Below are 20,627 nucleotides of genomic sequence, written 5' to 3' on the forward strand. Positions count from 1 at the left end.
AAAATGGGGATAGGTATGCGCATTCGCGCACTGGTTGCCGTCGTAGGACTATTGCTTACGGTCGTGACCGTTGACGCTTTGGCCGTCACTCAAGTCAAAAGCGTGCGTTTGTGGCGGGCGCCGGACAACACGCGGCTGGTATTCGACCTGTCGGGGCCTGTGCAGCACAGCGTATTCACGCTGAGTGCGCCGGATCGCCTGGTGATCGACATCAACGGCGCTACCATGGCCGCGCCGCTGTCGCTTCCCACTGCCAATACCCCGATTACCAGTGTGCGCTCGGCGCAACGTACCCCGACTGACCTGCGTGTGGTGATTGACCTTAGCAAGGCAGTCAACCCCAAGAGTTTCATTCTGGCTCCGAATCAGCAGTACGGTAACCGCCTGGTGGTCGACCTGTTTGATCAGGACGCCGATACCTCGCCGTCGACGCCAGCACCGCCGCCGGCCACTGCAACCGCGCCTGCCGTTCCGGTCACACCTGCGCAGCCTGCGATCAAATTGCCGCCGGTACCGAACGGCAAGCGCGATATTGTCATCGCCATCGATGCCGGTCACGGCGGTGAAGACCCGGGCGCCTCGGGCTCGCGTGGCCAGCATGAGAAAGACATTGTCCTGGCGATCGCCAAGGAACTGCAGCGCCAGATCAATACCGAGAAAGGCTTTCGCGCCGAACTGACCCGTACCGGTGACTACTTCATCCCGCTGCGTAAACGTACCGAGATTGCCCGCAAGAAAGGCGCTGACCTGTTCATTTCGATCCACGCCGACGCGGCGCCCTCCACGGCAGCTTTCGGTGCCTCGGTGTTTGCCTTGTCCGACCGTGGTGCGACGTCGGAAACCGCGCGCTGGCTGGCGGACAGCGAGAACCGTTCCGACCTGATCGGTGGTGCCGGTAACGTCAGCCTGGATGACAAGGACCGCATGCTGGCCGGCGTACTGCTCGACCTGTCGATGACCGCCTCGCTGAGTTCCAGCCTGAACGTTGGGCAAAAGGTGCTGGGTAACATTGGCCGTATCACCCCGTTGCACAAGCGTCGGGTTGAACAGGCAGGCTTCATGGTGCTGAAGTCGCCGGATATCCCGTCGATCCTCGTGGAAACCGGGTTTATCTCTAACGCCAACGAGGCGTCCAAGCTGGCCACGCCTAGCCATCAGCAGTCGCTGGCGCGTTCTATCCACAGTGGCGTGCGGCAGTTCTTCCAGCAAAACCCGCCGCCGGGCACCTATGTGGCCTGGTTGCGTGACAGCGGCAAGATCGCCCAGGGGCCACGTGAACATGTGGTGCGTCCTGGCGAAACGCTGGCGATGATTGCTGTGCGTTATCAGGTCAGCGTGGCGACGCTGCGCAGTGCCAACAGCCTCAAGACCGATGAACTGAAGGTTGGTCAGAACCTGGACATTCCCAGTGCCACCCTGGCGGCCCAGCAATGAGTACCAGCGCTCGAATCGAGCTGCTTAGCCCTAGGCTCGCCAACCAGATTGCCGCCGGTGAAGTTGTTGAGCGTCCGGCTTCGGTGATCAAGGAACTGTTGGAGAACAGTCTTGATTCCGGCGCCCGGCGTATCGATGTGGACGTGGAGCAGGGGGGTGTCAAACTGCTGCGCGTGCGCGATGACGGTAGCGGTATCTCTGCCGATGATCTGCCACTGGCGCTGGCACGCCACGCTACCAGCAAGATTCGCGACCTCGAAGACCTGGAACGGGTAATGAGCCTGGGTTTTCGCGGTGAGGCGCTGGCGTCGATCAGCTCGGTTGCACGCCTGACCCTGACCTCGCGCACCCGTGACGCCGACCAGGCCTGGCAGGTCGAAACCGAGGGGCGCGACATGGCGCCAAGGGTGCAGCCTGCGGCGCATCCGGTAGGAACGTCGGTGGAAGTCCGGGACCTGTTCTTCAATACGCCGGCCCGGCGCAAGTTCCTCAAGACTGAAAAGACCGAATTCGATCACCTTCAGGAAGTCATCAAGCGCCTTGCGCTGGCACGTTTCGATGTGGCGTTCCACTTGCGCCATAACGGCAAGACCATCCTGAGCCTGCATGAGGCCAATGACGATGTGGCCCGGGCGCGGCGCGTTGCCGCGGTTTGCGGCCCCGCGTTCCTTGAGCAGGCGTTGCCGATCGAGATCGAGCGTAACGGCTTGCACCTGTGGGGCTGGGTCGGCTTGCCGACCTTCTCCCGCAGCCAGGCAGACCAGCAGTATTTCTTCGTCAACGGTCGGGCCGTGCGCGACAAGCTGGTGGCTCATGCGGTACGCCAGGCCTACCGCGACGTGCTGTTCAACGGCCGGCATCCGACCTTTGTGCTGTTCTTCGAAGTTGACCCTACGGGTGTCGACGTCAACGTGCATCCAACCAAGCACGAAGTGCGCTTCCGTGACGGCCGTATGGTGCATGACTTCCTCTACGGCACGTTGCACCGGGCGCTGGCTGATGTTCGTCCGGAAGATCAGGTGGCGGCGCCTGCGGCAGTGCCCGAAGCGATTCGGCCGAGTGGGCTGGCGGCGGGCGAGTTTGGTCCTCAGGGCGAGATGCGCCTGGCGGCCAACCTGCTCGAGCAGCCTGTGGCCGAGCCTGCGTCTCGTCCGGCAGGCAGTGGTTCGGGTGCCGGTTACGGGTATCAGTACACCCCGCGCCCTGCTTCGCCGATGCCAACGGCGGAAACCCAGAGCGTCTACCGCGAGTTCTTTGCCCCGCTGCCCGAAACTGCAGCGGTCGCCTTGCCGGAAGGCCAGGGCGACATTCCGCCGTTGGGCTATGCCCTGGCCCAGCTCAAGGGGATCTATATCCTGGCTGAAAACGCTCAGGGGCTGGTGCTGGTGGACATGCATGCGGCCCATGAGCGGATCATGTACGAGCGCCTGAAAATCGCCATGGCCAGTGAGGGGCTTAGTGGGCAGCCGCTGTTGGTGCCGGAGTCGCTGGCATTGAGTCAGCGTGAGGCTGACTGTGCTGAAGAGCATGCCCAGTGGTTCCAGCGCCTGGGCTTCGAGTTGCAGCGCCTTGGCCCGGAAACCCTGGCAATCCGGCAGATTCCGGCCTTGCTCAAGCAGGCTGAAGCCAATCGCCTGGTTCAGGATGTCTTGGCCGACCTGATGGAGTACGGCACCAGTGACCGTATTCAGGCACACTTGAACGAGTTGTTGGGCACCATGGCCTGTCATGGCGCGGTGCGTGCCAATCGCCGCCTGGCGGTGGCAGAAATGAATGGCTTGCTGCGCGATATGGAAAACACCGAGCGCAGCGGTCAATGTAACCATGGTCGTCCGACCTGGACCCAATTGGGCCTGGATGACCTGGACAAACTGTTCTTGCGTGGTCGTTGATATGCCTGCTTCCAGGCCACCGGCAATTTTTCTGATGGGCCCGACTGCCGCGGGCAAGACCGATCTGGCCATCGAACTTACAAAAGTATTGCCCTGCGAACTGATCAGCGTTGACTCTGCGCTGGTCTATCGCGGTATGGATATCGGCACGGCCAAGCCGTCCAAGGATATTCTGGCGGCTCACCCGCATCGCCTGATCGACATTCTGGACCCCGCCGAGAGCTACTCGGCCGCGGACTTCCGGCGCGATGCCCTGGAAGCCATGGCTGAAATCACTGCGCGGGGCAATATCCCGCTGTTGGTGGGCGGTACCATGTTGTACTACAAGGCGCTGCTCGAAGGGTTGGCCGATATGCCGCCTGCCGATCCGCAGGTGCGGGCGGAAATCGAAGACGAAGCCCTGCGCCTTGGATGGCAAGCCCTGCACGATCAACTGGCGGCCATCGATCCGGTATCGGCGGCGCGTATTCACCCCAATGACCCGCAGCGGCTGATGCGTGCGCTGGAGGTCTATCGGGTCAGCGGCTTGAGCATGACGGCCCATCGAGAGCGTCAATCTGCGCAAAGTAGCGTACTAGGCGCGTCGGGACAGGGGCAATTGCCCTATACTGTCGCCAGTTTGGCGATCGCACCGAAGGACCGGCAGGTTCTGCATGAGCGAATTGCACTGCGCTTTGGTCAAATGTTGGAACAGGGCTTCGTTGATGAGGTCCGATTGCTGCGTGCCAGAAGTGACTTGCATGCCGGATTGCCGTCTATACGAGCAGTCGGTTATCGCCAGGTATGGGATCATCTCGATGGCAAGTTGACTTCAGTTGAAATGCAGGAGCGCGGCATTATTGCCACTCGCCAGTTGGCGAAGCGGCAGTTTACCTGGTTGCGTAGTTGGGCTGATCTGCACTGGCTGGATAGCCTGGCTTGCGACAATCTGTCTCGCACCTTGAAATACTTGGGATCGGCCTCCATATTGAGCTGAGTCCTTGCAATTGCCGTCTATCCTTGGGGTGGGGCGGCCTGAGCCATCAGTTTTTTTTGAATTTTCTTACTATTGATCCTTACAGGAGTGCGGCACATGTCAAAAGGGCATTCGCTACAAGACCCTTACTTGAATACTTTGCGAAAAGAAAAGGTCGGGGTCTCGATCTATCTGGTCAACGGCATCAAACTGCAAGGCACGATCGAATCGTTTGACCAATTCGTGATTCTGCTGAAGAACACCGTCAGCCAAATGGTTTACAAGCACGCTATCTCGACAGTGGTTCCAGTGCGTCCAATCCGTCTGCCAAGCGCAGCTGATGCCGAACACGGTGACGCTGAGCCAGGTAACGCCTGATAGGAGTCTGCTTTGTTCTTTGAGCGCCACGGTGGTGGTGAACGGGCGATCCTCGTTCACTTGGAAGGTCAGGACCCTGAGGCGCGCGAAGACCCGCAGGAGTTTCAGGAGCTGGCAGTGTCGGCAGGTGCCGATATCGTTGCGTTCGTCACGGTGACGCGACACCAGCCTTCCGCCAAATTCCTGATTGGCACTGGCAAGGTCGAGGAGTTGCGCGACCTGGTCAAAGCCGAAGAAGCGGACCTGGTGATTTTCAATCACACCCTGACGCCCAGTCAGGAACGTAACCTCGAACGCGTTTTCGAGTGTCGCGTGCTTGACCGTACCGGTTTGATTCTCGATATCTTCGCCCAGCGCGCACGTACCCACGAAGGCAAACTGCAGGTTGAGCTGGCTCAGCTAGAGCACATGAGCACGCGCCTGGTACGCGGCTGGACCCACCTCGAGCGACAGAAGGGCGGTATTGGTCTGCGAGGCCCGGGTGAAACCCAGCTGGAAACCGACCGTCGCCTGTTGCGAGTCCGTCTGCGGCAAATCAAGGCACGCCTGGAAAAGGTGCGCAGCCAGCGAGAGCAGGCGCGTCGTGGACGCAAGCGTGCAGACATCCCGTCAGTCTCGCTGGTGGGGTATACCAACGCCGGCAAGTCGACCCTCTTCAATGCCCTGACCGCCTCCGAGGTGTATGCAGCCGACCAGCTGTTCGCCACCCTCGACCCGACCTTGCGCCGCCTTGAGCTCGACGATGTCGGGCCGATCGTGCTGGCCGATACCGTGGGCTTCATTCGTCATCTGCCGCACAAGCTGGTTGAAGCTTTTCGAGCTACGCTCGAAGAGTCGAGCAACTCTGATTTGCTGTTGCACGTGATCGATGCCCATGAGCCGGAGCGCATGGCACAGATCGAGCAAGTCATGGCCGTGCTCAGTGAGATCGGTGCTGAAGGCTTGCCGATACTTGAGGTGTATAACAAACTCGACCTGCTTGAAGGTGTAGAGCCTCAGATTCAGCGTAACCAAGAAGGTAAACCGCAACGTGTCTGGGTGTCGGCACGTGACGGACGCGGTCTGGAGCTGGTCGGGCAGGCGATTGCCGAATTGCTGGGGGATGACCTGTTCATCGGTACCTTGCGCCTTGAGCAGCGCTATGCGCGATTGCGTGCGCAGTTCTTTGCGCTCGGTGCGGTGCAGAGCGAAGAACACGATGAAGAAGGTAACAGCCTGCTGGCGGTGCGGTTGTCGCGAATAGAGTTCAATCGACTGGTCAGTCGTGAAGGGATGAAACCGTTGGATTTCATCGAGCAACACACTTTGCAATAAATGCCAGGCCTAGCGGTCAGGCAGCCGTGACAGGCATTCTGTAGCATTGGACGGCGCGCCGTGAGCGCGTCTTTGCTTTATCAGATGGAGAGCGCTATGGCTTGGAATGAGCCGGGTGGCAACTCGAACAATCAGGACCCTTGGGGTGGCCGCCGTGGTGGCGACAAGAAAGGGCCGCCGGATCTCGACGAAGCCTTCCGCAAGCTGCAGGACAGCCTGAACGGTATGTTCGGCAGTGGCAAGAAACGTGGCGGCGACAGCGGCACCAACAAGGGCGGTGGTTTTGGCCTGCTGGGTGTCGGTCTCGCCGTGTTGGCGGCTATCTGGCTTTACAGCGCCGTCTATGTGGTTGACGAGCAGGAGCAGGCAGTCGTTCTGCGCTTCGGCAAATACTACGAAACGGTTGGCGCGGGCCTGAACATCTACTTCCCGCCGATCGATCGCAAGTACATGGAAAACGTCACCCGCGAGCGTGCCTACACCAAGCAGGGGCAAATGCTGACTGAAGACGAGAATATCGTCGAAGTGCCGTTGACCGTGCAGTACAAGATCACCAACCTGCAGGATTTCGTGCTGAACGTCGATCAGCCTGAAGTCAGCCTGCAGCACGCGACCGACAGCGCATTGCGCCACGTGGTGGGCTCCACCGCGATGGATCAGGTGCTGACCGAAGGCCGTGAACAGATGGCGGTCGAGATCAAGGAGCGCTTGCAGCGTTTCCTCGACACCTACCGTACCGGTATCACCGTCACTCAGGTGAACGTGCAGAGCGCGGCAGCCCCGCGTGAAGTGCAGGAAGCTTTCGATGACGTGATTCGCGCCCGTGAAGACGAGCAGCGTGCCCGCAACCAGGCTGAAACCTACGCCAATGGCGTGGTGCCGGAAGCCCGTGGTCAGGCGCAGCGTATCATCGAGGACGCCAACGGTTATCGCGACGAAGTGGTTTCTCGTGCCAAGGGTGAGGCGGATCGCTTTACCAAGCTGGTGGCCGAGTACCGCAAGGCGCCTGAGGTGACCCGTCAGCGTCTGTACCTGGACACCATGCAGGAAGTCTACAGCAACACCAGCAAGGTGCTGGTCTCTGGCAAAGACGGCCAGAGCAACCTGCTCTACCTGCCGCTGGACAAGATGATCGAAAACACGCGCAGTAGTGCTCCTGTGAGCAGCGTGCCGGTCTCGGTCAATGATGCAGCCAACCGTGCTGCCACTGACCTGCAACAGCAGCAACGTGAGTCGCGTTCTAGGGAGAGCCGCTGATGAGCAATAAATCGCTGATCGCCCTGATCGTTGGCGTAGTGCTGGCGATCGTGGCCTGGAACAGCTTCTACATCGTTGCCCAGACCGAACGCGCCGTGTTGCTGCAATTCGGTCGTGTGGTGAAAACTGACGTTCAGCCTGGCCTGCACGTGAAGGTGCCGTACGTTAACCAGGTGCGCAGGTTCGATGCCCGCCTGATGACCCTCGATGCTCCGACCCAGCGTTTCCTGACGCTGGAGAAGAAAGCCGTGATGGTCGATGCCTACGCCAAATGGCGGGTCAAGGACGCCGAGCGCTTCTACACCGCTACCTCGGGCCTGAAGCAGATCGCCGACGAGCGTCTGTCGCGTCGTCTGGAAAGCGGCCTGCGTGACCAGTTCGGTAAGCGTACCCTGCACGAAGTGGTGTCCGGTGAGCGTGACGCCTTGATGGCGGACATCACCGCTTCGCTGAACCGCATGGCCAACAAGGAGCTGGGCATCGAAGTCGTCGATGTTCGGGTCAAGGCCATCGACTTGCCGAAGGAAGTGAACCGCAGCGTGTTCGAGCGCATGAGCACCGAGCGTGAGCGTGAAGCCCGTGAGCACCGTGCCAAGGGTAACGAGCTGGCTGAAGGTATCCGTGCCGATGCTGACCGTCAGCGCCGTGTGCTGCTGGCTGAAGCCTATCGCGAGTCGGAAGAGGTGCGTGGTGATGGCGATGCCCAGGCAGCGGCCATCTATGCCAAGGCCTACGGCCAGGACCAGGAGTTCTACGCGTTCTACCGTAGTCTCAAGGCCTACCGTGAGAGCTTCGCGAACAAGAGCGACGTGCTGGTACTCGACCCAAGCAGCGATTTCTTCCGCTTCATGGGCAAGACCAAGCCTTGATGATGTACCCCGCCGGGCGGCTAATACCTCTGGCGGGGTGATCCTGCGCGAAAACGGGTGTATGATGCGGCAGCCGGGAAATTCCCGGCTTTTTTGCGTCTGCATGTTTGATCGGCAGCGCAGCAAGGTTTTCGAGGGTATCGCCCCGGCTTGAAGCGCCTGTACAGGCGGCGTCAGGCGATACCTGCTTCACTCAAGGCGGGCCTGCGGACAGGCCGTCGGGACCCAAGGGGAATGGCGTAATGGCAACGGTAGACCGCTGGCTGCTGCCAGATGGCATCGAAGAAGTACTGCCACCGGAAGCGGCGCGCATCGAAATCGCGCGTCGTCAGGTGTTGGATCTGTTCCAGAGCTGGGGCTACGAGTTTGTCGTAACCCCTCATATCGAGTACCTGGAATCGCTGCTTACCGGTGCCGGCCAGGACCTGGACCTGCGTACCTTCAAGGTCGTCGACCCACAATCCGGTCGGCAGATGGGCTTCCGTGCCGACATCACGCCGCAGGTGGCGCGTATCGACGCGCACACCCTGCGTCGTGAAGGCCCAAACCGACTGTGCTATGCCGGCAGCGTGCTGCATGCGTTGCCTCGGGCGCTTTCGACCTCGCGCAGCCCGATTCAGCTGGGCGCCGAGCTGTATGGCGATGCCAGCCCGGTCAGCGACGTCGAGGTGATCAGCCTCATGCTCGCAACGCTGCAACTGGCTGACGTGGCGGACGTCCACATGGACCTCGGGCATGTCGGTATCTACCGCGGCCTGGCGCGTGCCGCCGGGTTGTCCGGTGCGGTTGAGCAGCAGTTGTTCGACGCACTGCAGCGCAAGGCCGTCGACGAAGTTGAAGCACTCACGGCAAACCTTCCGGCAGAGCTGGGCGGCATGCTGCGCGCCCTGACCGAATTGTGCGGCGGGCGAGAAGTGCTGGAAGCGGCGCGTGTGCGCCTGGGGCGTGCACCTGCAGCGGTACTGGCTGCGCTGGATGATCTGCTGGCGATTGCCGAGCGCTTGTCCGCGCGTTATCCAGACCTGCCGCTGTATTTCGACCTGGGTGAGTTGCGTGGTTATCACTACCACACCGGCGTTGTGTTCGCCGTGTTCGTTCCGGGTGTCGGTCAGTCGATCGCCCAGGGCGGCCGCTACGATGACATCGGCGCGGATTTCGGTCGGGCGCGCCCGGCCACCGGTTTCTCTACGGATTTGAAGACCCTGGTCACACTGGGGCGAGCTGAAGTCGTGTTGCCGTCTGGCGGGATCTGGATGCCCGACAGCAGCGATGCCGCGCTTTGGCAACAGGTCTGCCAGTTGCGTAGCGAAGGTCAGCGTGTGGTTCAGGCATTGCCTGGGCAACCGTTGTCCGCCGCCCGCGAGGCAGATTGTGATCGGCAATTGATTCAGCAAAACGGGCTTTGGCAGGTTCTGCCACTGGCCATTTGAGTTTTCCCGCCGGCGATGCCCGGCGCCAAGTTTGCGCGAATGAGGACAAGTGTTATGGGTAAGAATGTCGTAGTCCTGGGCACCCAGTGGGGTGATGAGGGCAAAGGCAAGATCGTCGATCTGCTGACCGAACATGCTGCCGCCGTAGTGCGCTACCAAGGCGGTCACAACGCCGGTCACACCTTGGTGATCGACGGCGAGAAGACCGTGCTGCACCTGATTCCATCGGGCGTACTGCGCGAAGGCGTGCAGTGTCTGATCGGCAACGGCGTGGTGGTTGCACCAGACGCCCTGCTGCGTGAAATCACCAAGCTGGAAGAAAAAGGTGTACCGGTGCGTGAGCGCCTGCGCATCAGCCCATCCTGCCCGCTGATCCTGTCCTACCATGTAGCGCTGGACCAGGCCCGTGAAAAGGCCCGTGGCGAGCTGAAGATCGGCACCACCGGTCGTGGCATTGGCCCGGCCTACGAAGACAAGGTTGCCCGTCGCGGCCTGCGTATCGGTGACCTGTTCCACCGTGAGCGTTTCGCTGCCAAGCTCGGGGAGCTGCTGGACTACCACAACTTCGTGCTGGTCAATTACTACAAAGAGCCTGCGATCGACTTCCAGAAGACCCTGGACGAGTGCATGGCCTTTGCAGAAGAGCTGAAGCCGATGATGCTCGACGTCACTGCCGAGCTGCATGCTCTGCGTCGCGACGGCAAGGACATCATGTTCGAAGGTGCCCAAGGTTCGCTGCTGGACATCGACCACGGCACCTACCCGTATGTCACCAGCTCGAACACCACTGCTGGCGGTATCGCCACCGGTTCCGGTTTTGGCCCGATGTACCTGGACTACATCCTGGGTATCACCAAGGCCTACACCACTCGCGTTGGCTCCGGTCCATTCCCGACCGAACTGTTCGACGACGTTGGTGCTTTCCTGGCCAAGCGTGGCCATGAGTTCGGTGCTACCACCGGCCGTGCCCGCCGTTGTGGCTGGTTCGACGCCGTGATCCTGCGTCGCGCCATCGAGATCAACAGCATCTCCGGCCTGTGCCTGACCAAGCTGGACGTCCTCGACGGCCTGGAAACCATCCGTATCTGCGTTGGCTACAAGAACGAGAACGGTGCCGTTATCGATGCACCGACCGATGCCGACAGCTACATCGGCCTGGAGCCGGTCTACGAAGAAATGCCGGGCTGGAGCGAGTCGACCCTGGGTGCCAAGACCCTGGAAGAACTGCCGGCCAACGCCCGTGCCTACATCAAGCGTGTGGAAGAGCTGGTCGGCGCGCCGATCGACATCATCTCCACCGGCCCTGACCGCAACGAGACCATCGTGCTGCGTCATCCGTTTGCCTGATATACGTTTGCGTTAAACACAAACCCCCGCTTTTTAGCGGGGGTTTTTTTTAAGCCAAAGACTGGTGCTGATCCCACAGGAAGCGCAGTGCTCAGGCATTTTATCGGGAGTGCGGCATGGGGATTGCTAAGAGAACCGTTACAGGTGAGCCATCATTTTAATGGCGCCAGAAAGTAGAGGGTTCTTTCGTGTCAGCCGTTCTCTCACTGTTACGAAGCCGCCTGTTGCGGCCTGTCTTTGTTGCCCTTGGTATCGCTCTTTTGGTGCAAGTGCTGGTAGCGGTAGCGCTTACCCGGAGCACGGTGACCACGCTTGAAGCGGATTTGGGTAATCGTTTGGGGGTCGACAGTCAGAAATTGTCGGCTGAATTGGAGCGTGCGGAGCAGGAGGTCAGCTCCGGTCTGGACAGCCTTTCGGCCAGTACACGTCAGCGCCTGACGGGCGGGCTCTCGGCTCGCCTGGAAAGCGAGCAGGCGCAGTTACGAGCCACCCTGGAAAAAAACCTCAAGGACTCGGCCAATGACATGGCTGAGTTGCTGGCCTCTGTGGCGCCAAGAGCGATGTGGGACAACGATGTGCCGACCCTGTCGGAGTTCTCGCGACGGGCCCAGCGCAATCCCAATGTGCTCTTTGTGGTCTACGACGATGCTCAGGGTCAGCACTTGACTCGTTACCTGAACCGGCAAAACCCGATCAACCAGGCCTTGCTGGAAAAGGGTGAGGGAGAGCGGGCGCTGGACAAGGTGGTCAATGCTGCGCGCAACGATCCGTCGGTGTACTTCGTCGAGGCGCCGATCAACCCTAATGGTGTCGAGATCGGCAAAGTGCTCATGGGGGTATCCACGTCGTCAGTCGAACACGAACTGCAGGCCTTGGATCAGCGCTTCGCGGCGTTGATCGCCAGCGGTGATCAATTGGTGGGTGAGAGCCTGATGGGGGCAGCGGCAGACAGCACCAAGGCCTTGCGTGCGCGTTTGGAGGCGGCTCAGGCCAGTGCTGCGGGCATGCAGGCGAACACCTCGCAGAGCGTTCAGGAAGCCGCTGCTACGTTGCGTTGGAACATTGGTCTGGGGCTGGCGTTGGTCGGTCTTGGTGTGCTTCTGGTTGTGGCGGTGGTGCTGGGCCATCGGGTCGTCAGCAAGTTGCGTTTGCTCATTGCCGCGCTTAACGACTTGGCCGCTGGCGAGGGTGATCTGACCAAGCGTGTGCCGATTGATAGCCGTGACGAAATTGGTGACATGGCGACGGCGGTCAACCGCTTTGTCGACAAGTTACAGCCGATTGTTCGCGAGGCGGGTGAAGTGGCACAGCGTACGGGCATCGAAATCGGTGTCATGGCCCAACACAATGCCGGCGCCGATGCTGCGGCCGAGTTGCAGCGTGATGAAGTGGCCGAAAGCCTGCGTGCCTTGTCGGCCATGGCTGATGAGGCGCAGAACGAAAGTCAGGTAATGCAGTCTGCCCTGCAACAGGTTGTGGACATTCGCCAGGCTACGGATGAAGGCAGCCGTACCTCGGCTCAGGTGGCCGGCCTGATCGAGGCCTTGGCCGGGCAGGTGCAGACCGGCTCGAAAGTGATCGAGCGACTGGCTGAGCAGAGCGAGCAGATTGAAGTGGTCTTGACGGTGATTCACGGTATTGCCGAGCAGACCAACCTGCTTGCGCTTAATGCGGCCATCGAGGCGGCTCGTGCGGGTGAAACAGGCCGGGGCTTTGCCGTGGTCGCGGATGAGGTGCGCGCGCTGGCCAGCAAGACTCAGAGCTCAACGGGTGATATTCAAGCCCACATCGGGGCCTTGCAGCAGGGCGCGCGGGAGGCCGTTGCGGCGATCAGCCAGGCTGGGCGTCAAGCCAGCGAGGGGTTGCTGGTGCTGCGTGACAATGCGCGGGTACAGCAGGCCGTGCAGGCCTCGGTCGAGCAGGTGCATGCGGCCATCGGTATGGCAACCCGTGCGGCTGAGGAGCAGGCCAAGGGTGCGCAGGCAGTACGTGGTCGAGTGGAAACCATTCATGAGCAAGCTGAGCGCGCTGCCAGGGTGGTTCAGCAAACGACGGCCAGCAGTAAAGTGCTGGACGATCTGGCGGCTCAGCTCAAGGCCAGCCTAGGGCAGTTCCGTGCCTGAACAACTGATCGACAGCCGCTGATCGATCAGCGGCTGTCGGCAGTGTCAGGCCCGGTTCAGGTACATGCGTGTGGTCAGCAGATACACCGGCAGGCCCGAGACAAGGATCAACAGGGCTGCATAGGGCGCTGCTGCCGCAAACTCGACGTTGGCGGTGTGTGCCCATACCTCGGTAGCCAACGTGGTCATGCCTGTCGGGCTGAGCAGCAGGGTTGCCGTGAGCTCTTTCATGGCATCCAGAAAGACCAGCGCAAAAGCTGCTGCCAGTGCCGGGAAGATGATCGGCAGGGTCACCCGGCAGAAGGCGCCAAACGACGTTGCGCCAAGGGTGCGTGCCGCCTCTTCCAGTTGCGGGGAGGCCTTGTTCAGCGCCGTGCGCACCGGCGCCTGGGCCAGTGGCAGGAACAGCAGGGCATAGGCCAGCAGTAACAGCCCGGTGGTCTGGTACAGCGCGGGCACGTAGTGCAGCGCGAAGTACACCAGCGTCAGGGCAATCACCAGCCCCGGCAGGGCATGCAACAAGTACGGCAGGCGCTCAGCCCAGAGTGCCAGGCGTCCCTTGTAGCGCACCACCAGGAAGCTCACTGGCAGCGCCAGCAGCAGGCTTACCCCGGCACCGCCCAGCGATAGCGACAATGAGGAGACCAGTGCCCGGCTGATATCGGCGACCGGGAAGGCTGCCGAAGAGCCGACACTGAGCCAGTACGCGAGCATGCCCAGCGGAATGCCGCTGCCCAACAACATCAGTATCAGGCAGAACAGCTGTGCGATGGGCGTCCACGCACGCAGGCGCACGGGAGCCGCACGACGTGCCACGCCTTGGCCGATACGTACATGGCGTGCCTTGCCGCGCACCCTCAACTCCAGCCATAGCATCAGCAGGCACATGAACAGCAGCACGGCTGACAGCATGGCTGCATTGGCATTGCTGAACTCCAGCTCGAATTGCTGGTAAATCGCCGTGGTGAAAGTTTGTAGCCCGAGGATCGACAGGGCGCCGAATTCCACCAGCATGTGCAGGGCGATCAGCAGGCTGCCGCCGAGCATCGACGGCCAGAGCAGTGGCAGGGTGATTCTGAAGAACACTCCCCAGCGATTCTGGCCCAGGGTGCGTGCCGACTCCTCCAGGGAGGTGTCGAGGTTGCGCAGTGTTGCGGCCACCGGCAGGAACACCAAGGGGTACTTGGACAGCGCCATCACCAGAATCGCCCCGCCCAGCCCCTCGAAACGCGGGCTCAGGGATACCCAGGTAAAGCCGCTGACAAACGCGGGCACGGCAAATGGCAGGCACAGGACTACGCCCCACAGGCGCCTTCCCGGCAAGTCGCTGCGCTCCAGTAGCCAAGCCAGCGCCAGGCCGAGTATCGCGCACGCAAGTGTAACGCCGACCATCAGCAGCAGCGTGTTGCGCATCAGGCCCCATACAAAGGGTCGCCAGAGCAGGCGCAAGGCTTCGTGCAGCCCGGCCTGCCAGGCCTTGAGCCCAACATACAGCAACGGCAGCAGGCTGAGCCCGACCAGCAGCAGAACCGGTAGCACCACCCAGATCGAGGGGCGCTTTCGTCGCGGTACATAGGCGGCGGAGGCCGCCAAGGGCAGGGCGGCGCTCATCAGAGCAGGCCAACTTCGCGTTCGAGTTCCAGTGCTTCCTCGGCGTTACCCAGATCGGCCGGGGTGATTTTCGGTGGACGCAGGTCTTCGAATGGCTTCAGGCCCTGATCAGAGACCATGCCTTTGTGCAGCGGGTATTCGGCGGTGGTTTGCGTGATCACCCGTTGGCCTTCTTCACTGGCCATCCAGGCCAGCAGCGCCTGGGCTTCCTGTGGGTGCTTGCTGGCCTTGACCGCTGCCGCGCTGGAAATGGTCACCAGGCCGCCGGCATCGCCATCGGCAAGGTAGTAGAGCTTCGAATCGAGCTGGCCGCGCTCTTTTTTCAGGGCGTACCAATAGTAGTTGTTGACCAGTACCGCGGCGACTTCACCATTTTCCACGGCTTTGAGCGCGACCATGTTGTTGGTGTAAGTCTTGCCGAAGGCTTTCAGGCCGGTCAGCCATTCCTCGGCGGCTTCGCGGCCGTGGAGCTTGAGGATTGCAACGGCCTGTTCCTGGAAGGCGCCGCTGGTAGGGACGAAACCGATCTTGCCGTCCCATTCCGGGTTGGCGAAATCCATGACCGAAGGCGGCAGCGACTTTTCGTCGATCACTTTGGGGTTGAAGGCGACGACGCGCGTACGTGCGGTTACACCCATCCAGGTGCCGTTGTTGGCAACGTATTCCTTGGGTAGAACCTGCAAGGTCGCATCGTCGATCTTGGCCAGCAGGCCGAGTTCACCCAGGTTGTTAAGGGGGGGCGACTCTTCGGTGTAGATGACGTCGGCGGGGGAGCGATCGCCTTCCTCGATGATCTGGCTGGCCAGCTGGTTGCTGCTGCCCTTGCGGATATTGATGTGAATGCCGGTCTTGGCCTCGTAGGCTTTGGCGATGGCTTCACCGATTTCCTTGTGTTGGCCGTTGTACAGGGTCAGCGACACAGGGTCGGCGGCCATGGCCGGAGGGGTACCCAGTGCCAGTGTGAACAGGGAAGCGGCCAGGCCGCGCAAAATCGGTTTGATGCGAATCGTCATGCGGGTACTTCCTCGCTTACGGGTACAAATCTGGAAACAATAATAAACGATATTGTTTCTCAAGTACGCCTGTGAGGAAAAATTCATGAGCAGGCTATCGTTGCCATTCGCCTTTACTGAGAGGGAGGGGCGTAGCTGCAGGTGGGGGATAAGTACTTTTCGCGAGGCATAAAAAAACCCGCTTTCGCGGGTTTCTTTAGAAATATGGTGCCCAGAAGAAGACTCGAACTTCCACGACCGTAAGGTCACCAGCACCTGAAGCTGGCGTGTCTACCAATTTCACCATCTGGGCAAAAGTAAAGCGTTGGAGCATGAAACGGTGTAGCGTGTTGCATAAATTCCAGATGCTTTAGGCTAATCTGAAATTTGAAATTGGTGCCCAGAAGAAGACTCGAACTTCCACGACCGTAAGGTCACCAGCACCTGAAGCTGGCGTGTCTACCAATTTCACCATCTGGGCATTTCGTTAAGGTCACATGATGCTTCACATCACGTTGCTTCTCAACTATAACGACGGTGTCCGTCGCTGTGGTGCGCATAATACGGATGCTCAAAACGGCTGTAAAGCCCTCTTTGGAAAAAATCTTAAAAAATTCAAGTTGTTGTCCAATGACAGCACTTATAGCCCCTCACAGGGCTCTGGCGGGGCTGTCCAAGGCCGAAATTTCCGGTTTCAATACGCCTATGCCAAACTAACCCTTATATAGACAAGGTGAACCCCTCCTAATGGCCGATTGGCAGACCCTCGATCCCGAGGCCGCTCGTGAAGCGGAAAAATACGAAAACCCCATCCCCAGCCGTGAGCTGATCCTGCAGCACCTCGCCGAACGAGGCTCGCCAGCTGCCCGTGAGCAGTTGGTGGAGGAGTTTGGCCTGACGACCGAGGACCAGATCGAAGCCCTGCGCCGCCGGTTGCGTGCCATGGAGCGTGATGGTCAGTTGATCTATACCCGGCGCGGCACTTATGCCCCGGTGGACAAGCTGGACCTTATCCTCGGCCGCATCTCCGGCCATCGCGACGGTTTCGGCTTCCTGATCCCGGATGACGGCACTGAAGACCTGTTCCTCAGCCCGGCGCAGATGCGTCTGGTGTTTGACGGTGACCGAGCCCTGGCTCGCGTTTCCGGCGTTGACCGCCGTGGTCGCCGCGAGGGTGTGCTGGTCGAAGTCATCTCCCGTGCCCATGAAAGCATCGTTGGCCGTTACTTCGAGGAAGGCGGCATTGGCTTCGTAACGCCGGATAACCCGAAAATCCAGCAGGAAGTGCTGGTGACCCCGGGGCGCAGTGGCAACGCCAAGATCGGCCAGTTCGTCGAGGTGAAAATCACCCACTGGCCGACACCCCGCTTCCAGCCTCAAGGCGACATTGTCGAAGTCATCGGCAACTACATGGCGCCGGGCATGGAGATCGACGTCGCGCTGCGTAGCTACGACATCCCGCATGTCTGGCCGGAAGCCGTCATCAAGGAAGCCCGCAAGCTCAAGCCGGACGTCGAAGAGAAGGACAAGGAAAAGCGCATTGACCTGCGCCACCTGCCGTTCGTCACCATCGACGGTGAAGACGCCCGCGACTTCGACGATGCGGTCTACTGCGAGAGCCTGGGCAAGCTGCGCCTGTTCTCCGGAGGCTGGCGCCTCTATGTCGCAATCGCCGACGTGTCCAGTTATGTTCGCCTCGGTTCGGCACTGGATGCCGAGGCGCAGGTGCGCGGCAACTCGGTGTACTTCCCCGAGCGCGTCGTGCCGATGCTGCCCGAAGAGCTGTCCAACGGGCTGTGCTCGCTGAACCCGCATGTCGACCGCTTGGCGATGGTCTGTGAAATGACCATCAACAAGTCTGGCCAGATGGTCGACTACCAGTTCTATGAAGCGGTGATCCACTCCCATGCACGCCTGACCTACAACAAGGTCAGCAGCATGCTTGAGCATTCGCGTACGCGTGAGGGCAAAGCCCTGCGTGACGAGTACAGCAACGTGGTGCCGCACCTCAAGCAGCTCTATGCGCTGTACAAGGTGCTGTTGACCGCTCGTCACAGCCGTGGCGCGATTGATTTCGAGACTCAGGAAACCCGGATCATCTTCGGTTCCGAGCGCAAGATCGCGGAAATTCGACCGACTGTGCGCAACGATGCTCACAAGCTGATCGAAGAGTGCATGCTGGCGGCCAACGTTGCCACTGCCGAGTTCCTCAAGAAGCATGAAATTCCGGCCTTGTACCGGGTCCATGACGGTCCGCCACCGGAGCGCCTGGAAAAGCTGCGTGCCTTCCTCGGTGAGCTTGGGCTGTCGCTGCACAAGGGCAAGGATGGTCCGTCGCCGAAGGATTACCAGGCGCTGTTGGCACAAATCGCCGACCGTCCGGACTTCCACCTGATCCAGACCGTCATGCTGCGCTCGCTGAGCCAGGCGGTGTACAGCGCCGATAACCATGGTCACTTCGGCCTGAATTACGAGGCGTATACCCACTTCACCTCGCCGATTCGCCGTTATCCCGACCTGCTGACCCATCGGGCCATCCGCAGCGTGATCCGTTCGCGTCAGGACACCCCGCACGTCAAGCGCGCCGGGGCCATGAGCATTCCGAAGGCACGGATCTACCCTTACGACGAGAACACCCTGGAACAGCTGGGTGAACAGTGCTCGATGAGCGAGCGGCGCGCCGACGAGGCGACCCGCGACGTGGTCAACTGGCTCAAGTGCGAGTACATGAAGGACCGCGTGGGCGAGAGCTTCCCGGGCGTGATCACGGCCGTGACCGGTTTCGGCCTGTTCATCGAACTGACCGACATCTACGTGGAAGGCCTGGTGCATGTCAGTGCCTTGCCGGGCGATTACTACCACTTCGATCCGGTTCACCATCGGTTGTCTGGTGAGCGTACCGGTCGCACGTTCCGTTTGGGTGATACCGTTGAAGTGCGGGTCATGCGTGTCGATCTCGACGAGCGCAAGATCGACTTCGAGATGGCCGAGAAAACCCTCAGCGCGCCGATCGGTCGCAAGCAACGCTCGGGCTCCGAGCCTGCTGCCGAGAAGGCCGCTGCGCCAGCGCCAAGCGCCGAACCGTCGCGTCGCAGCAAGAAAAGCGAGACCGCCGAGGCTTACTTCCCGTCCCATGCGGCGGCGAAGAATGCCGAGGTGCGCAAGAGCCGCGAAATGAAAAAGGCCTTGATGGCCGACGCCAAGGGCAGTCACGCCGCTGGCAAGTCGTCGTCCGGCAAGCCTGCGGCCAAGCCAAGCAAACACCGCAAGGGGCCGCCGAAGTCTGGCGCTGCTCCGCGTAAGAAGGGCAAGTCATGAGTCAGTTGGAAAAAATCTACGGCGTGCATGCCGTAGAGGCCCTGTTGCGCCACCATCCCAAGCGGGTCAAGCAGATCTGGTTGTCTGAAGGGCGCAGCGAGCCACGCATCCAGGCGCTGCTGGAGTTGGCCGGGCAGAACCGCGTAGCGGTCGGTCAGGCGGAGCGGCGTGAACTGGATGCCTGGGTCGAGGGCGTTCACCAGGGCGTGGTAGCCGAGGTCAGCCCAAGCCAGGTCTGGGGCGAGAACATGCTCGAGGAACTGCTTGAGCGTACCGAGGGTTCGCCGTTGATCCTGGTGCTCGATGGCGTAACCGACCCGCACAACCTGGGTGCCTGCCTGCGTACCGCCGATGCGGCCGGTGCAACCGCGGTGATCGTGCCCAAGGACAAGTCGGCGACCCTGACGCCTGTCGTGCGTAAGGTGGCCTGCGGTGCCGCCGAGGTTATCCCGCTGATCGCGGTGACCAATCTGGCGCGGACACTGGAAAAGCTCCAGCAGCGTGGCTTGTGGGTCGTCGGCACGGCCGGCGAGGCCGAGCAGGAGTTGTATCAGCAGGACATGACCGGCCCGATCGTGCTGGTCATGGGTGCCGAAGGCAAAGGCATGCGTCGCCTGACTCGTGAGCACTGTGACTTCCTGGTGAAATTGCCGATGGCCGGCAGTGTCAGCAGCCTGAACGTCTCGGTGGCTACAGGTGTCTGCCTGTTTGAAGCGGTGCGCCAGCGCCGCGCATGACGGCCTGCCAAGGCCCGCGTCTACAGCGATGCTGCAGGCGCGGGCCTTGTCGTTAAGGGCTGTAGAGCGTCGCGCTTCTCTTGCGCAACGTTGTTCAAATAATCACCAATTACCTTGCTTGTCTGCGGGCGCTTCTCTACAATTGCGGCCCTTGTCGTGTTGGCAGGCGCGCATGTGCCTCTTTCCAAGGCAGGACATACAAGTGTCATTCACTCCTTGTCTGACCACTCTGGTGGCAGACTACAACCCGTAAGGAGCATTCATGCGTCATTACGAAATCATCTTTCTGGTCCACCCTGACCAGAGCGAGCAAGTCGGCGGCATGGTTGAGCGTTACACCAAGCTGATCGAAGAAGACGGCGGCAAAATCCACCGTCTGGAAGACTGGGGCCGTCGTCAACTGGCCTACGCAATCAACAATGTTCACAAGGCTCACTACGTGATGCTGAACGTTGAGTGCACCGGCAAGGCCCTGGCCGAGCTGGAAGACAACTTCCGTTACAACGATGCCGTGATCCGTAACCTGGTCATCCGTCGCGACGAAGCCGTTACCGGCCAGTCCGAGATGCTCAAGGCTGAAGAGAACCGCAGTGAGCGCCGTGAGCGTCGCGACCGTCCTGAGCATGCTGACAGCGCCGAAGGCGATGACAGCGACAACAGCGACAACAGCGATAACGCTGACGAGTAATCCACGGACCTTTTGAGGAGCCAATTACATGGCACGTTTCTTCCGTCGTCGTAAATTCTGCCGCTTCACTGCTGAAGAAGTGAAAGAGATCGATTACAAAGATCTCAACACCCTGAAAGCTTATGTATCCGAAACCGGCAAGATCGTTCCAAGCCGTATCACCGGTACCAAAGCTCGTTATCAGCGTCAGCTGGCTACCGCTATCAAGCGCGCCCGCTTCCTGGCCCTGCTGCCCTACACCGACAGCCACGGCCGCTGAGACCGGGTCGTCGACAAGTAGCA

General features: G+C 60.6%; 16 protein-coding genes and 2 tRNA genes. 14 read left to right on the forward strand and 4 right to left on the reverse strand.

Annotated elements, in window-relative coordinates; translation table 11 throughout:
• Nucleotides 1-3: 3 nt before the first annotated feature.
• The 10 genes from UIA24_RS04780 (at nt 4) to UIA24_RS04825 (ending at nt 12,999) form a co-directional block, all read left to right on the forward strand.
• Nucleotides 4-1,434: an N-acetylmuramoyl-L-alanine amidase gene (locus tag UIA24_RS04780; RefSeq protein WP_330522303.1), complete on the forward strand. Its 1,431-nt coding sequence runs from the start codon at nt 4-6 to the stop codon at nt 1,432-1,434.
• Nucleotides 1,431-3,326: a DNA mismatch repair endonuclease MutL gene (mutL, locus tag UIA24_RS04785; RefSeq protein WP_330522304.1), complete on the forward strand. Its 1,896-nt coding sequence runs from the start codon at nt 1,431-1,433 to the stop codon at nt 3,324-3,326. The genes UIA24_RS04780 and mutL overlap by 4 nt, the downstream gene beginning before the upstream one ends.
• A 1-nt stretch (nt 3,327) precedes the next feature.
• Nucleotides 3,328-4,302, forward strand: coding sequence for a tRNA (adenosine(37)-N6)-dimethylallyltransferase MiaA (miaA, locus tag UIA24_RS04790; RefSeq protein WP_330522368.1), 975 nt, complete (start codon nt 3,328-3,330; stop codon nt 4,300-4,302).
• A gap of 96 nt (nt 4,303-4,398) precedes the next feature.
• Nucleotides 4,399-4,659, forward strand: a complete 261-nt coding sequence (gene hfq / locus UIA24_RS04795) for an RNA chaperone Hfq (RefSeq protein WP_065758756.1) — start codon at nt 4,399-4,401, stop codon at nt 4,657-4,659.
• A 12-nt stretch (nt 4,660-4,671) separates the two neighbouring features.
• On the forward strand, nt 4,672-5,973 hold the full coding sequence (hflX, locus tag UIA24_RS04800; protein WP_065758757.1) for a ribosome rescue GTPase HflX: 1,302 nt from the start codon (nt 4,672-4,674) through the stop codon (nt 5,971-5,973).
• Nucleotides 5,974-6,069: 96 nt separating this feature from the next.
• On the forward strand, nt 6,070-7,230 hold the full coding sequence (hflK, locus tag UIA24_RS04805; RefSeq protein ID WP_102052360.1) for an FtsH protease activity modulator HflK: 1,161 nt from the start codon (nt 6,070-6,072) through the stop codon (nt 7,228-7,230).
• Entirely contained in the window at nt 7,230-8,099 is an 870-nt protein-coding gene (gene hflC, locus UIA24_RS04810) for a protease modulator HflC (protein ID WP_102052361.1), read from the forward strand. The genes hflK and hflC overlap by 1 nt, the downstream gene beginning before the upstream one ends.
• A gap of 242 nt (nt 8,100-8,341) precedes the next feature.
• Entirely contained in the window at nt 8,342-9,529 is a 1,188-nt protein-coding gene (locus tag UIA24_RS04815; protein ID WP_099773413.1) for an ATP phosphoribosyltransferase regulatory subunit, read from the forward strand.
• A gap of 54 nt (nt 9,530-9,583) precedes the next feature.
• Complete coding sequence (locus UIA24_RS04820; protein WP_065758761.1) at nt 9,584-10,876, forward strand: adenylosuccinate synthase; 1,293 nt, start codon at nt 9,584-9,586, stop codon at nt 10,874-10,876.
• Between the two features lie 188 nt (nt 10,877-11,064).
• Entirely contained in the window at nt 11,065-12,999 is a 1,935-nt protein-coding gene (locus UIA24_RS04825; protein WP_330522305.1) for a methyl-accepting chemotaxis protein, read from the forward strand.
• A gap of 45 nt (nt 13,000-13,044) precedes the next feature.
• Here UIA24_RS04825 and UIA24_RS04830 read toward each other — a convergent pair whose 3' ends face one another.
• The 4 genes from UIA24_RS04830 to UIA24_RS04845 form a co-directional block, all read right to left on the reverse strand.
• Complete coding sequence (locus UIA24_RS04830) at nt 13,045-14,610, reverse strand: ABC transporter permease (protein ID WP_330522306.1); 1,566 nt, start codon at nt 14,608-14,610, stop codon at nt 13,045-13,047.
• Nucleotides 14,610-15,623 carry an extracellular solute-binding protein gene (locus UIA24_RS04835; protein WP_065758764.1) on the reverse strand — a complete coding sequence of 338 codons (1,014 nt, stop codon included), beginning with the start codon at nt 15,621-15,623 and terminating at the stop codon, nt 14,610-14,612. The genes UIA24_RS04830 and UIA24_RS04835 overlap by 1 nt, the downstream gene beginning before the upstream one ends.
• A 205-nt stretch (nt 15,624-15,828) precedes the next feature.
• Nucleotides 15,829-15,915: transfer RNA gene (locus tag UIA24_RS04840), tRNA-Leu, on the reverse strand.
• 81 nt (nt 15,916-15,996) lie between these two features.
• Nucleotides 15,997-16,083: transfer RNA gene (locus tag UIA24_RS04845), tRNA-Leu, on the reverse strand.
• Between the two features lie 266 nt (nt 16,084-16,349).
• On the opposite strand from UIA24_RS04845, the gene rnr reads away from it, so the two are divergent.
• The 4 genes from rnr to rpsR all read left to right on the forward strand — a co-directional run bounded on the left by rnr (nt 16,350) and on the right by rpsR (nt 20,604).
• The gene (gene rnr, locus UIA24_RS04850; RefSeq protein WP_102052364.1) at nt 16,350-18,920 is read left to right on the forward strand and encodes a ribonuclease R; all 2,571 of its coding nucleotides are present in this window, start codon (nt 16,350-16,352) and stop codon (nt 18,918-18,920) included.
• Complete coding sequence (gene rlmB, locus UIA24_RS04855) at nt 18,917-19,657, forward strand: 23S rRNA (guanosine(2251)-2'-O)-methyltransferase RlmB (protein WP_065758766.1); 741 nt, start codon at nt 18,917-18,919, stop codon at nt 19,655-19,657. Before rnr ends, rlmB begins: the two co-directional genes overlap by 4 nt.
• Before the next feature lie 262 nt (nt 19,658-19,919).
• Nucleotides 19,920-20,345: a 30S ribosomal protein S6 gene (gene rpsF / locus UIA24_RS04860; RefSeq protein ID WP_065757891.1), complete on the forward strand. Its 426-nt coding sequence runs from the start codon at nt 19,920-19,922 to the stop codon at nt 20,343-20,345.
• Nucleotides 20,346-20,373: 28 nt separating this feature from the next.
• Nucleotides 20,374-20,604, forward strand: a complete 231-nt coding sequence (rpsR, locus tag UIA24_RS04865; protein WP_065757892.1) for a 30S ribosomal protein S18 — start codon at nt 20,374-20,376, stop codon at nt 20,602-20,604.
• Nucleotides 20,605-20,627: the final 23 nt, after the last annotated feature.

This window comes from Pseudomonas sp. AL 58 (assembly GCF_036348395.1).
GTDB lineage: Bacteria > Pseudomonadota > Gammaproteobacteria > Pseudomonadales > Pseudomonadaceae > Aquipseudomonas > Aquipseudomonas defluvii.